Source organism: Mesorhizobium sp. M0011 (assembly GCF_040324155.1).
Taxonomy (GTDB): Bacteria; Pseudomonadota; Alphaproteobacteria; order Rhizobiales; family Rhizobiaceae; genus Mesorhizobium.
In genome coordinates, this window is record NZ_JAMYVQ010000005.1 from 220,577 (window position 1) to 233,225 (window position 12,649).

At 62.4% G+C, this 12,649-nt stretch carries 17 protein-coding genes; 13 read left to right on the top strand and 4 right to left on the bottom strand.

The genetic code is table 11. The features are described 5' to 3' along the window. Positions 1-185 precede the first annotated feature (185 nt). Positions 186-932, bottom strand: a complete 747-nt coding sequence (locus tag NKK51_RS08240; protein WP_352552211.1) for a 3-oxoacyl-ACP reductase family protein — start codon at positions 930-932, stop codon at positions 186-188. A gap of 98 nt (positions 933-1,030) precedes the next feature. Between NKK51_RS08240 and NKK51_RS08245 the strand changes: the two genes are divergently transcribed. Both NKK51_RS08245 and NKK51_RS08250 read left to right on the top strand, forming a co-directional pair. After that, the gene (locus NKK51_RS08245; protein ID WP_352552213.1) at positions 1,031-1,645 is read left to right on the top strand and encodes a TetR/AcrR family transcriptional regulator; all 615 of its coding nucleotides are present in this window, start codon (positions 1,031-1,033) and stop codon (positions 1,643-1,645) included. A 55-nt stretch (positions 1,646-1,700) separates the two neighbouring features. Then, positions 1,701-2,096, top strand: a complete 396-nt coding sequence (locus NKK51_RS08250) for a rhodanese-like domain-containing protein (protein WP_056587731.1) — start codon at positions 1,701-1,703, stop codon at positions 2,094-2,096. Between the two features lie 13 nt (positions 2,097-2,109). Here the strand turns inward: NKK51_RS08250 and NKK51_RS08255 are convergent, their stop codons facing one another. Then, positions 2,110-3,018 carry an alpha/beta hydrolase gene (locus tag NKK51_RS08255; protein WP_352552215.1) on the bottom strand — a complete coding sequence of 303 codons (909 nt, stop codon included), beginning with the start codon at positions 3,016-3,018 and terminating at the stop codon, positions 2,110-2,112. Between the two features lie 47 nt (positions 3,019-3,065). On the opposite strand from NKK51_RS08255, the gene NKK51_RS08260 reads away from it, so the two are divergent. Next, on the top strand, positions 3,066-3,518 hold the full coding sequence (locus NKK51_RS08260; protein WP_023813960.1) for a MarR family winged helix-turn-helix transcriptional regulator: 453 nt from the start codon (positions 3,066-3,068) through the stop codon (positions 3,516-3,518). A gap of 17 nt (positions 3,519-3,535) precedes the next feature. On the opposite strand, the gene NKK51_RS08265 is transcribed toward NKK51_RS08260, so the two are convergent. Together NKK51_RS08265 and NKK51_RS08270 are read right to left on the bottom strand one after the other, a co-directional pair. After that, entirely contained in the window at positions 3,536-4,147 is a 612-nt protein-coding gene (locus NKK51_RS08265) for a pyridoxamine 5'-phosphate oxidase family protein (RefSeq protein ID WP_023813959.1), read from the bottom strand. A 73-nt stretch (positions 4,148-4,220) separates the two neighbouring features. Further along, positions 4,221-4,574 (bottom strand): gamma-butyrobetaine hydroxylase family protein, encoded by a 354-nt coding sequence (locus tag NKK51_RS08270; RefSeq protein WP_023813958.1) that lies wholly within the window; start codon positions 4,572-4,574, stop codon positions 4,221-4,223. 196 nt (positions 4,575-4,770) lie between these two features. Here NKK51_RS08270 and moaA point away from each other — a divergent pair, with 196 nt between their 5' ends. From moaA to NKK51_RS08320, 10 genes are all read left to right on the top strand, one after another. Further along, on the top strand, positions 4,771-5,766 hold the full coding sequence (gene moaA, locus NKK51_RS08275) for a GTP 3',8-cyclase MoaA (RefSeq protein WP_031213805.1): 996 nt from the start codon (positions 4,771-4,773) through the stop codon (positions 5,764-5,766). Between the two features lie 56 nt (positions 5,767-5,822). Next, entirely contained in the window at positions 5,823-6,296 is a 474-nt protein-coding gene (locus NKK51_RS08280; RefSeq protein WP_023813956.1) for a hypothetical protein, read from the top strand. 120 nt (positions 6,297-6,416) lie between these two features. Continuing rightward, a complete protein-coding gene (locus NKK51_RS08285; RefSeq protein ID WP_023813955.1) occupies positions 6,417-6,776 on the top strand; it encodes a hypothetical protein in 360 nt (119 codons plus the stop codon). A gap of 225 nt (positions 6,777-7,001) precedes the next feature. Further along, on the top strand, positions 7,002-7,922 hold the full coding sequence (locus NKK51_RS08290) for a DMT family transporter (RefSeq protein WP_023813954.1): 921 nt from the start codon (positions 7,002-7,004) through the stop codon (positions 7,920-7,922). A gap of 55 nt (positions 7,923-7,977) precedes the next feature. Beyond that, positions 7,978-8,604 carry a molybdenum cofactor guanylyltransferase MobA gene (mobA, locus tag NKK51_RS08295; RefSeq protein WP_023813953.1) on the top strand — a complete coding sequence of 209 codons (627 nt, stop codon included), beginning with the start codon at positions 7,978-7,980 and terminating at the stop codon, positions 8,602-8,604. Continuing rightward, complete coding sequence (mobB, locus tag NKK51_RS08300) at positions 8,601-9,110, top strand: molybdopterin-guanine dinucleotide biosynthesis protein B (RefSeq protein ID WP_023813952.1); 510 nt, start codon at positions 8,601-8,603, stop codon at positions 9,108-9,110. Before mobA ends, mobB begins: the two co-directional genes overlap by 4 nt. A gap of 157 nt (positions 9,111-9,267) precedes the next feature. After that, positions 9,268-10,053 (top strand): ABC transporter substrate-binding protein, encoded by a 786-nt coding sequence (locus NKK51_RS08305; RefSeq protein WP_023813951.1) that lies wholly within the window; start codon positions 9,268-9,270, stop codon positions 10,051-10,053. An 80-nt stretch (positions 10,054-10,133) separates the two neighbouring features. After that, the gene (locus tag NKK51_RS08310; RefSeq protein WP_352552218.1) at positions 10,134-10,853 is read left to right on the top strand and encodes an ABC transporter permease; all 720 of its coding nucleotides are present in this window, start codon (positions 10,134-10,136) and stop codon (positions 10,851-10,853) included. Further along, positions 10,850-11,671: an ABC transporter permease gene (locus tag NKK51_RS08315; RefSeq protein WP_352552220.1), complete on the top strand. Its 822-nt coding sequence runs from the start codon at positions 10,850-10,852 to the stop codon at positions 11,669-11,671. Before NKK51_RS08310 ends, NKK51_RS08315 begins: the two co-directional genes overlap by 4 nt. A 106-nt stretch (positions 11,672-11,777) precedes the next feature. Continuing rightward, positions 11,778-12,647, top strand: coding sequence for an NAD(P)-dependent oxidoreductase (locus NKK51_RS08320; RefSeq protein WP_352552222.1), 870 nt, complete (start codon positions 11,778-11,780; stop codon positions 12,645-12,647). Positions 12,648-12,649 lie beyond the last annotated feature (2 nt).

The following is a 12,649-nucleotide window of genomic DNA, read 5'->3' on the forward strand; positions in this document are numbered from 1 at the left end:
GGTTCCCGTTCCGCACGCTAGATCGTCCCGCTCACCGCATGGCGGATGTAAGGCGCGACTATACTGATTCATACCGATTTCGTTAAGCTTTCATAAATTTTGGAAAGCCTGTTGCAGAACGGTTTCACAAGATCGTGACGGCTGGAGCGGAGGGTTGTTCCGCCCCAGCCGGAAATCTCTCGGGATCAGGCGTTGGCGCCGCCATCGATGGTCAGGGCAGCGCCGGTGACGAAGCGGCCTTCAGGGCCTGCAAGCCAGGCGACCATACCGGCAATGTCATCGGCCTTGCCGAAACGCGGTGTTGCCATCTTCCGGCGCTGATGCTCGGCGTGCGGGCCGTCGGCCGGGTTCATGTCGGTGTCGGTCGAACCGGGGTGGACGACGTTGGCGGTGATGCCGCGCGGGCCGAGGTCGCGCGCCAGCGCCTTGGTCAGGCCGACCAGCGCCGCCTTGCTGGCTGAATAGGCCGTGAGGCTGCCGTCGGTCGCCCTCTCGGCAAGGTTGCTGCCAATCGAGATGATCCTGCCGCCCTCACCCATATGCACGGCCGCCGCCTTCGAGGCGATGAATGGAGCCCGGAGATTGACCTCCATGGTCTCGTCGAAATCTGCGAGCGACAGCGTGTCGATGGGGGCGGCCCGCCAGATGCCGGCGCTGTTGACCAGGATGTCGAGCCGGCCGAAGGCGGTCACTGCGTCGTCGACGGCCTTGTCTATGGCGACCGCATCGCGGTTGTCGGCCCTGATCGCGATGGCGCGGCCGCCCTTGGCCTCGATTTCGGCGACAACCGAGCGAGCCTGCTCCTCGCCATGCACATAAGTCAGCGCGACACTGGCGCCGTCGGCCGCGAGCCGTCGCGCAATCGCCGCACCGATGCCGCGACTGCCGCCGGTGACGAGCGCGGCCTTGCCGCCCAGTTGGTTGAATGACATCGATTTCTCCTTTTGTAACGATCGATACATAAATATCTGTCAGCCTTGCCCACCGGCGTCAACTTAATTATGTATCGATCAACACAGAAAAGAGCATCATGCCGGAACGAGGCCGCCCCCGCACCTTCGATCGAACCGCAGCCCTGCGACGCGCGATGCAGGTGTTCTGGGCGCGTGGTTACGAAGGCGCATCGATGAGCGAGCTGACCGCCGCCATGGGCATCAACTCGCCCAGCCTCTACGCCGCCTTCGGCAGCAAGGAGGCACTGTTCCTGGAGGCGACGGATTTCTATTCGCACACCGAGGGTGCCGACATCTGGCTGGCATTGGACGAGGCTCCGACCGCGCGGCAGGCGATCGAACAATTCCTGAGCCTGACGGCGAAGGCCTATGCGCAGAGCGATCGCCCGCAGGGCTGCCTGATCACGCTCGGCGCGCTGCATCAGGATTCGAGCCGAGGCGCCATCTGCGACGATCTGCGCCGTCGTCGTGCCGAAAACCACACCGCCCTGCAGAAGCGTCTCGAGCGCGGCGTTGCCGAAGGCGAATTGCCGGCGGATTTCGACTCTAGTGCCGCCGCGACTTTCTTCGCCACGGTCCAGCACGGCATGTCGATCCAGGCACGCGACGGAGCCTCGCACGATGCCCTGCTGGCGACGGTGGCCGGTGCCATGGCTGCCTGGACGACAATGGCCGGCACCGACGCGACGTGACAAACGCCGGCTGGTGTGATCGAAATTCGCCAGCAAGGCCGGGAGGGACGAGAGCGTGAAAAAGGGTTATCGCGAGCTGCTGGACGAGGCGAACGCCGAGATCGAAGTGGTTTCGCCGGAGGAGGCAGCCGGACTGCTCGACGATGAAGACACCATCTTCGTCGATCTGCGCGATCCGCGCGAAGTGGAACGAGACGGCAGGATTCCCGGCGCCAAGCATGTCACCCGCGGCATGCTGGAGTTCTGGATCGACCCCGAAAGCCCTTACCACAAGCCGTTCTTCGCCTCGGGAAAGAGCTTCGTGTTCTTCTGCGCCGGCGGCTGGCGCTCGGCGCTGGCCACAAAGACGGCGCAGGACATGGGGCTTTCGCCGGTCAAGCACATCCTTGGCGGCTACACCGCCTGGAAGGCCGCCGGACTGCCGGTCGAACCCGGCGAGAAGAAGAAATAATCTCGACCGCCGCTCAGTGCAGCAGCAATGGCTCGCGATGCGTCACGAAGCCGACCGCGCGTTCGACCACGCCCTTGTCGGCGAGAATACGGCGGTGGCCGAGCCCGTCGGCCCAGTAGAGCCGCACATGGCCGCCGGCGCCGGCATAGCGCCTTGCATGATCGGCCGACACTTCGCGATCGTCCTGCGCATGGATGACCAGGGTCGGCACCGGCGCCTGGGCGAGCTGACGGTCGCCGGTGAATTCGTGCAGCGGCCGGCCGGAAAGATGCTCGACCCGGTCCGCCATGGCGGCTTGCGAGCGCGGGCCGACATTTAACATATGACTGAAGTCGGCAAAGATCGCCGGCAGGGAACTTGGCGCCGCGATCAGCACCAGGCGTCCGGCCGCCAGCGGCGGAATGTTCTTGACCGAACCGGCGATGGCATTGGCGGCGACGGCGCCGCCGAAGGAATGGCCGACCGCCGCCACGAAGGGACCGAACCATTCGCCGGCAACCCGCACCGCATCCACCGCATTGACCATGTTGAGGCGCCGGCCCTGCGACTGGCCGTGGCCGGGCAGGTCAAGCGAAACGACCCTGTAGCCGGCGGCGCGATAGCCTTCGATCAAGGCGCGCATATATTCGGTGCGCGAGCGCCAGCCATGGACGACGAGCACCGTGCCGGCGGCCGCCCTGCCCGGCTCGGGCCGGAACTCGTGCACCATGACGCAGCCGGTCGCGGTCTTCAGCCGGTGATGACGCGCCTCGGTCATGAACCCGGACGCACGCTCGACAGCGCGGCGCTCGCCATCGCTGAGCGCCTTGACATTCGGGGTGCGGCAGAACAATTCGAACGCCGCGCGTCCGCTAAGCCGCGGCGCGACACGCTCTGCCGCACCGAACACGCCCCGGATGACCTTCAGCCCGAATGATGCCATAGTGAAAATCCATCCATACGTTCAAGCATGAACATAATAGTTCAAAGATGAACAATAAACAAGAGCTGCCTTGGGACAACCCCCGTTTCCGCAACTGGGTCGCGGTGGCGCGCGCCTGCCATGTGCTGGAGCGCACGCTCGCGGTGAAGCTTGCACCGCTCGATTTGAAACCGGCGCAGCTCGACGTGCTGATGAACCTCTATCGCCACCCCGGCATGTCGCAGCACGATCTTGCCCGCAAGCTGCTCGTCGGCCGCTCCAACATCACCATGCTTTTGCCGCAGCTGGAGGCGCGCGGCCTGCTGCGCCGCGAAGGTGATGAGAAGGACAAGCGCATCCTGCGGCTCGCGCTCACCGAGGCCGGCGAGGCGCTGCTGATGCAGGCGCTGAAAGTGCATATGGCGCTGATCGAGAAGGCGATGAGCCAGTCGACGCCGGAACAATGCGACATGATCGGCGAGCAGATGCGCAAGATCTATGATGTGCTAAAAGAGGCGTGACGACCTTTCAGCCAGACCTACCACATCGTCTTCTTCGCCCGCTCCGGCCATTCCTTGTCGTAGGTTTCGCCGTCGATGTTGCTGCGGCTGGTGATTTCCAGGATTTGTCCGGGCGTCGGCAGCGACTTCGGGTCGACGTGCCTTGCCGCGTTCCAGAGCTCGGAACGGACGATGGCCCGGGCGCATTGGAAATAGACCGAATCGATGTCGACGACGGTTACCGATCGCGCCGCCTTGCCGTCCACCGTGAATGATGCGCACAGCGCCGTATCCGTGGTGATATGAGCGCGGCCGTTGACACGCAGCGTCGTGCCGGAGCCCGGTACCAGGAACAGCAGGCCGACGCGTGGGTCGCGGATGATGTTTTTCAGCGAATCGGCGCGGTTGTTGCCGCGACGATCCGGCATCATCAGGGTTTTCGGATCATGGATGCGCACAAAGCCGGCGAGATCGCCGCGCGGCGAACAGTCCAGCCCCTCCGGGCCACTGGTCGCCAGCGCGACGAACGGCGAGGCTTCGATGAAGGCGGCATATTCGGGAATGACGTGGTCGAGTTCCTTGACCAGCGAGGCCTCGCCTGGAACGCCATAGAGCGCCTCGAGCTGCTCGACCGTGGTGATGACGGACATGTTTTCGCCTCCAAACTTTTGCCGGCGCTACGCCATATCGATGACGTTTTGACGACAGCGAGGGGAATCAATTTTAGCGGTCCCGGCTCAGGCCCTTTTCCGCAAGCTCCGCGAGATAGGCTTCCCAGCGCGCATCCTTCTCGTGGCCGAGCGTATGCAGGTAATTCCAGGTGAAGATGCCGGTGTCGTGGAAATCGTCGAAGGTGATGCGCACGGCGTAGTTGCCGACTGGCTCGATCTTGAGGATTGCGACATTGCGCTTGCCGGGGACCGTCACCCGCTGATCCGGCGAATGGCCCTGCACTTCGGCCGATGGCGAGGCGACGCGCAGCAGTTCCGCCGGCAGTTCGAACGGCCGATGGTCGGGAAAGGTGACGGACAAAAGTTTGCGGTCCTTGGAGACCCTGAGCTCTTTCGGTGCGGTCATGCTGTTCGATCCCGTCTCATCCGTCCTTCCCTACGCCGCTTCGCCAAACGGGAAAAGACCTGATGAGACCGACCGACATGCGATGTCGGCTGAGGGATGTTACCAAAGATCGAGAGGCGGTATCTTGAATGAATGGCCGGATCGTATCACATAGCGGTATATAACGAAGCCGTTCACGGCCACGGGAAGCGCTTGCATGGACATGATTGATCCTTTCGGCCGCACGATCAGCTATCTCCGCGTGTCGGTCACCGACCGCTGCGATTTCCGCTGCACCTATTGCATGGCCGAGGACATGGCCTTCCTGCCGAAGAAGGACCTGCTGTCGCTGGAAGAGCTCGATCGGCTGTGCACGGTTTTCATCGAAAAGGGCGTCAGGCGGTTGCGCCTGACTGGCGGCGAGCCGCTGGTGCGCAAGAACATCATGCATCTGGTGCGCCAGCTGTCGCGGCATCTCGCCAGCGGCGCGCTGGAAGAACTGACGCTGACCACCAACGGCTCGCAGCTGTCGCGCTTTGCCGCCGAACTCGCCGATTGCGGCGTGAAGCGCATCAACGTGTCGCTCGATACGCTCGATGCCGACAAGTTCCACAAGATCACCCGCTGGGGCCATCTCGACAAGGTCATGCAAGGCATCGATGCCGCGCAGGCGGCGGGGCTGAAGGTCAAGCTCAACGCGGTGGCGCTGAAGGATTTCAACGACGCCGAGCTGCCCGAGATGATGCGCTGGGCGCATGGCCGCGGCATGGACCTGACGGTCATCGAAACCATGCCGATGGGCGAGATCGATGCCGACCGCACCGACCAGTATTTGCCGCTGTCGCTGCTGCGCGCGTCGCTGGAACGCCAGTTCACGCTGACCGACATTCCCTTCAAGACCGGCGGCCCGGCCCGCTACGTCCAGGTCGCCGAGACCGGCGGACGGCTCGGCTTCATCACGCCGATGACGCATAATTTCTGCGAAAGCTGCAACCGCGTCCGGCTGACCTGCACCGGCACCCTCTATATGTGCCTGGGCCAGGAAGATGCCGCTGACCTGCGCGCGCCCTTGCGCGCCTCCGAAGGCAACGAGCTGGTCGCCGAAGCGATAGACGAAGCGATCGGCCGCAAGCCGAAAGGCCATGACTTCATCATCGACCGCCGCACCAGCCGCCCATCGGTATCGCGCCATATGAGCGTCACCGGCGGCTGATCTTCCCGCCGATCTGTGCAAGAATTGCCGTGCGGTCATCGACTTCGGGGCAAGACATGCGGCGGTTCTTTTCATTCGGGACGTTTTTCGCTGCGATCGCGGCGAGCACGGCAATTGCCGCGCCGTTCACCTATGTGAACGAGCGCTTCGGCACCGTCTGCACCTTTCCCGAGGAAATCTTCACCGAGCACCAGCCCGAGCCTGACAATGGCGACGGGCAGCAATGGCTGAGTGCCGATGGTGCCAGCCTGATCTGCTCGGGCATCCTCAACATCGACGACGATACGCCGAAAGGCTTTGTCGCGGCGCAGAAGGCGAGCAACGAGCCGGGCTACAAGGTGACCTACAGCAGGGCCGGAAAGGACTGGGCAGTGCTGTCGGGCTTGAAGGAAGGAAAGATCTTTTACGAGCGGCGCCTGTTTGGTGGAGATGGCGTCATCCGCACGGTCTGGGTCGACTACCCTCCGGCCCTGAAGTCGAAATACGACCCGCTGGTCGGCGCCATTGCCGGCAGTCTCAAGGGACCATGAACGTTTCGGACCACACCCCAGAAAAAGTCTTGTTCGCGAACCGCAGCCGGATTTACGGCCAGTCTGTTCCAGCCTAGCCTTTCTCTGGAAGCGGCTCTTCGCTCACAGGGGGAATACATCATGCGCAAACTCATTCTTTCTCTCGCCTTGCTCGGTCTCGCGGCCGCGCCCGCCGCGGCGCAGTCGATCGGCGGCACCTATACGGTCGCCGGCACCAACTTCGACGGTTCGGCCTATGGCGGCGAAGCCACCATCACGCTGACCAGCGGGACGACCTGCGCGATCCATTGGGAAACCGGTGGCTCATCTTCCGACGGCATCTGCATGCGCAACGATGACGCCTTCTCCGCCGGCTATGTCATGGGCAAGGATATCGGCCTCGTCGTCTACAAGATGACGGACGACGGCTCGCTGCATGGTCTGTGGACCATCGCCGGCAAGGAAGGCAATGGCACCGAGGTGCTGACGCCGAAGAAGTAAGTTCTGCCGCCATTGCAGGTGATCTTCTGGGCCACAAACAAGGCTGTGGCCCAGCCCTTTGCTATTGCTGTTTCATGCCCGGCTGTTACAGGCTTGCTGCCTAAAGCGCGTCGCGTTTGAACGGATTCAGGTGACGCGCTTTAGGTCTTTGTTTCTTATGCATGCCGTTTCCCAAAAATCGAGGTCACTTTTGGGCGACATGCATTAGCAGAACCGGTAGCCGTCTTGCCCCTGTCACCAAATATTCGCGGCGCGTTGTTCATGATGGTGGCGATGGCCGGCTTCTGCCTCAACGACGCCATCACCAAATACTCGTCACAATCGATGAACATGGCGCAGGTCATGTTGATCCGTGGGGCTTTCGCTTCGCTTTTCGTTGGCTTGCTCGCCTGGCAGCGCGGCGCGCTCGCCCGCCCGGGCTCGATGCTGCAGCCTCTGGTGGCCCTGCGCGTGATCAGCGAGGCCGGTGCCACGGTGAGTTTTCTCGTCGCCCTCGCCCATTTGCCGATCGCCAATGTTTCGGCGGTGCTGCAGGCGCTGCCACTGGCGGTGACGATGGGGGCCGCGCTCGTCTTTGGCGAGGCTGTCGGCTGGCGGCGCTGGCTGGCCATCGCCATCGGATTTGCCGGCGTGCTGATCATCGTGCGGCCTGGCTTCGAAGGGTTCAGCATCTACTCGCTGGCGGCGCTGGCCAGCGTTGCCTGTTGTGCGGTGCGCGATCTCGCCACCAAGCAAATTCCCAAGGCCATTCCGACATTGCTGGTGTCGACGGCAACCGCGCTTGCCATGACCATCGTCGGTGCGGCGCTGTTGCCGGCAATGGGCGGCTGGACGCCGATGACGGGGGACAGCACAGCCCTGCTGGCCCTGGCGGCGGTGCTGGTGCTGATCGGCTACCAGTTCATCATCATGGCGATGCGGGCGGGCGACATCTCCTTCATCGCGCCGTTCCGCTATACGGCCCTGATCTGGTCGATCCTGCTTGGCCTGTTCATCTTCGCCGATATCCCCGATCCGCCGATGATCGTCGGCGCCACCATCATCATCGGCTCGGGCCTCTATGCGCTCTACCGCGAGCGGGTCGCCGGCCGGCGCAAGATCGTCGCCGAAAGCACGGGGCCGAGCATGGTTCCGGACGGAATCTAGCCAGATCATTGAAGGTTCTTGTGATTTCCGACGGCTGGCGTACAGGCTTCGTGGCATGAAGCGAGACATTGCGGGGATCATCCTGGCCGGTGGCCAGTCGAGACGGATGGGCGGCGGCGACAAGAGCCTGTTGCCGCTTGGCGATGGCTGCCTGCTTGACCAGGTCGTGTCGCGCTTCACCCCGCAAATAGAATCGCTGGCGCTCAGCGCCAATGGCGATCCTGCACGATTCCTGCGCTTTGGACTGCCGGTGCTTGCCGACAGCGTGCCCGGCTTTGCCGGGCCGCTCGCCGGAATCCTGACCGGCCTCGAATGGGCCGCGGCCAATACGTCTTGCAAAGCGATCGTCAGTGCTGCCGGCGACACGCCTTTCCTGCCGTTGAACCTTGTCGAGCGTCTGGCAGCGGCCGCCGATCAAAGTCCCGGTTCGATTGCCGTTGCCTGCTCGGCCGGCAAGCGGCACCCGACCTTCGCGCTCTGGCCGCTCGGCTGCCGCGATGCCTTGCGGCACTTTCTGGTCGACGAGGATATCAGGCGGGTTTCGGCTTTCATCGACCGGCACGGTTTTGTCGAGGTGGAATTCCCTGTTCTGCAATCGGCGGGGGTCGACCCTTTCTTCAACATCAACGATCCGGACGATCTTGTGTCTGCCGAGCGTCTGTTGCAGAGCATCAAGCCATGAACAGACGCGTCTTCGGCATCACCGGCTGGAAGAATTCCGGCAAGACGACTTTGACCGAAAGGCTGGTCACCGAACTTGTCCGGCGCGGCTGGAAAGTCTCGACGGTGAAACACGCCCATCATGATTTCGACATCGACAAACCGGGCGCCGACAGTTTTCGCCACCGGCAGGCTGGCGCCACCGAAGTCGCGATCGTCTCCGGCGTTCGCTGGGCACTGATGCACGAGCTGCGCGGCGAGGACGAGCCGACATTGGAGACTGTCCTGTCGCGGCTTGCCCCTTGCGACCTTGTGCTGGTCGAGGGCTACAAGCGCGAAGCCCATGACAAGATCGAAACCCGCCGGCTGGATGCGAAGGACCGTACGCCGCTTTCGGCGGAGGATCCCAACATCGTCGCTGTCGCCGCCGATTTTGCGATTGAAGGCGAGCTGCTGCCGGTATTCGATCTCGACGATGCAAAATCGATAGCCGACTTCATCGAGCGCACCACTGGGCTCGTTGCTTGAGCGCTGACGCAACGGCAGAATAGCCTTGCCCATTTTTGTGGTTTTGCAGTTGCTTTTTTCTTGGAAAGAATGGGAGTATCGCGCCAGCGGGCGGTCAAAAGCACCGCCCCACAGAGCCGTTCGGAACGACGGCCGGGACCATAAAGAGAGGACTATCATGCGTATTGCACTGCGTATCGCGCTCGCCGCTTCGGCCGCGCTGCTGACGCTCGGCGTAGCTCAGGCCCAGGAAAAGACCCTGAAGATCGGCACCGAAGGCGCCTACCCGCCATTCAACAACCTCACCGCCGATGGCCAGCTCGTCGGCTTCGACATCGACATCGCCAAGGCGCTTTGCGATGAGATGAAGGTCAAGTGCACCTTCGTCGCCCAGGATTGGGACGGCATCATTCCAGCCCTCCAGGCCGGCAAGTTTGACGCCATCGTCGCCTCGATGTCGATCACGCCCGAGCGCAAGGAAAAGGTCGACTTCTCGAACAAATACTACAACACGCCGTCGGCGCTCGCCGTGCCGAAAGACTCGACGTTGAAAGGCGTGACCAAGGAAGATCTCGCCGGCAAGACCATCGGCGTCGCCACCACCACCACGCATTTCAACTATGCCTCGAAGACCTACACCGACAGCACCGTCAAGGGTTATCCGAGCAGCCCCGAGGAGCAGGCCGATCTTGCCAATGGTCGTCTCGACGCCATCCAGGACGATATCGTCGTGCTGCAGCAGTTTCTGGATTCGCCTGATGGCGCCTGCTGCAAGATTCTCGGCCAGCCTTCGCCGCAGCCGGTCGAGATCTTCGGGCCGGGCGCCGGCATTGCCGTGCGCAAGGGCGAGACCGACCTGGTCAACAAGCTCAATTCGGCCATCGACGCCATCCGCGCCAATGGAAAATACAAGGAAATCAACGACAAGTACTTCAAGTTCGACGTCTACGGCGCCGAGTCCTGATAAATACGGTCAAGACGGCGGGGAATTTCCCCGCCGTCTTTCTATTCGTCTTGGGAATGCCGTGGAGATAAGACCGGTCGATGCCAGCCCAGAGCATATGGACACTTCTCAGTTGGGGACCCGAAGGCTGGCTTGACGATATTGCCTATGGCGCACTGATCACCATTGCGCTTGCGCTTGCCACGCTGCCCATCGGCCTGGCGATCGGCTTTTTCATTGCACTCGCCAAGCAGTCCGAAGAACCCTCGTTGCGCCTTGCCGCCAACATTTACACCACCGTCTTTCGCGGCCTGCCGGAGCTGGTGACGCTTTTCCTGTTCTTCTTCGGCATGCCGATCCTGCTGCAGCATCTCGTCAGGTACTTCCGGCCGGACACCACCATCGACGTCAACAGCTTTGTCGCCGGTATGATCGTGCTTGCGCTGATCTTCTCGTCCTATGCCAGCGAGGTTTTCCTGTCGGCCTTCCGGGCCATTCCGAAAGGCCAGTATGAGGGTGGCTATGCCATCGGTCTTTCGAACTGGCTGACCATGCGCAAGGTGATCGTGCCGCAACTGCTGCGCATCGCGTTCCCCGGACTGGAGAATTGCTGGCTCAGCCTGCTCAAGGACACGTCCCTGGTATCGGTCGTCGGCCTGGCCGAGACGCTGCGCAATGCCAGCATTGCCGCCCGCGTCACCAAGCACGCTTTCCTGTTCTTCGGCGTCGCCTCCCTGGTCTTTCTTGCCCTGGCCGTCCTGTCGTCCTTCGCCACCAGCGCGATTCTGCGCTCGCTTGGCCGGCGGGAGGCGCAACGATGAACGCCACGGCCACCATCGTCGAACGGCCCCCGCCCCGGGCGCGCGGCTGGCCGCGCAGGCGTATTGCCGGTTATGCGCTGGTCTGCCTGTGGATTTTGTTCGGCATTGGCATCGTCAGCTATCTCTTCCTTGCCTGGAACCCTGAGTTCTTCGCCAAATATGCGCCAGCCTATTTGCGAGGGCTTGGGGTAACGCTCTCGCTGGTTTCCATATCGATGGTGCTCGGCGCGATCCTGTCGGTGCCCGTCGCTTACGGGCGCATGTCCAAGAACCGGATCCTGTCCGGCCTCGCCTATTGCTACGTCTATTTCTTCCGCGGCACGCCGCTGCTGGTCCAGACTTATCTCGTCTATTACGGATTGGGCTCGTTCAGGGTCGAGCTCCAGTCGATCGGCCTCTGGGACTTTTTCAAGGACGCGTTCAATTGCGGCGTCTTTGCCTTTGCGCTCAACACCGCCGCCTATCAGGCCGAGATTCTGCGCGGCGCCATCGAGAGCGTGCCAAGAGGGCAGTGGGAAGGGGCGGCATCGCTTGGTCTGCACAAGTTGCAGACCTTGCGCAAGATCATCCTGCCGCAAGCCTTGATCGTCGCCTTGCGGCCCTATGGCAACGAACTGATCCTGATGGTCAAGGCGTCCGCCATCGTCGCCATCATCACGGTCTATGATCTGATGGGCAATGCAAAGCTCGCCTTCGCCAACTCGTTCGACATCCAGGCCTATATCTGGGTCGCGCTCGTCTATCTGGTGATGGTCGAGATATTGCGCCATGGCGTCGAATGGATCGAGCGCCGGATCACCGTTCACCTGAAACGCTGACTATTTCAATTCAGCTGCACCAGCCGATCCTGCCCTACGCGTCTTGACGAATTGAGCGCAGAGCCTAGAGCTTTCGCAGCAAATTCCGTTTCTGAAGGGCAAGCTCATGGCATCTGTTGCATTTCTCGGTCTTGGCGTGATGGGCTATCCGATGGCCGGGCACTTGAAGAACAAGGGTGGCCATGATGTCACCGTCTACAACCGCACCAAGGCCAAGGCCGAGCAATGGGTTGGCCAGCATGGCGGTAGCCTTGCGGCGACGCCAGCACAGGCCGCCGAGGGCAAGGATTTTGTCTTCTCCTGTGTCGGCAATGACGACGATCTGCGTTCGGTGACGACCGGTCCGGAAGGCGCCTTCAAATCGATGAAGAAGGGTTCGGTCTTCATCGACAACACCACGGCCTCGGCCGAGGTCGCTCGCGAGCTGGCGGCGGCGGCGGAAGCCGGCGGGTTTTCGTTTCTCGATGCGCCTGTCTCGGGCGGCCAGGCCGGCGCCGAGAACGGCGTGCTGACCGTCATGGTCGGCGGCGAGCAGGACGCTTTCGACAGAGCGAAGCCTGTTATCGACGCTTTTGCCCGCATGGTCGGCTTGATGGGGTCGGCCGGTGCCGGCCAGCTCACCAAGATGATCAACCAGATCACCATAGCCGGCCTCGTCCAAGGCCTGGCCGAAGGCATCCATTTCGGCAAGAAGGCCGGACTCGACATCGAGAAGGTGATCGAGGTGATTTCCAAGGGCGCCGCGGGCTCCTGGCAGATGGAGAACCGCCACAAGACGATGAACGCCGGCAAATATGATTTCGGCTTCGCCGTCGACTGGATGCGCAAGGATCTCGGCATCTGTCTGGCCGAGGCCGATCGCAATGGCGCCAGACTGCCGGTGACAGCACTTGTCGACCAGTTCTACAAGGATGTGCAGGCGATGGGCGGCAAGCGCTGGGACACGTCCTCGCTGCTGGCGCGCCTGGAGAAGTAGGT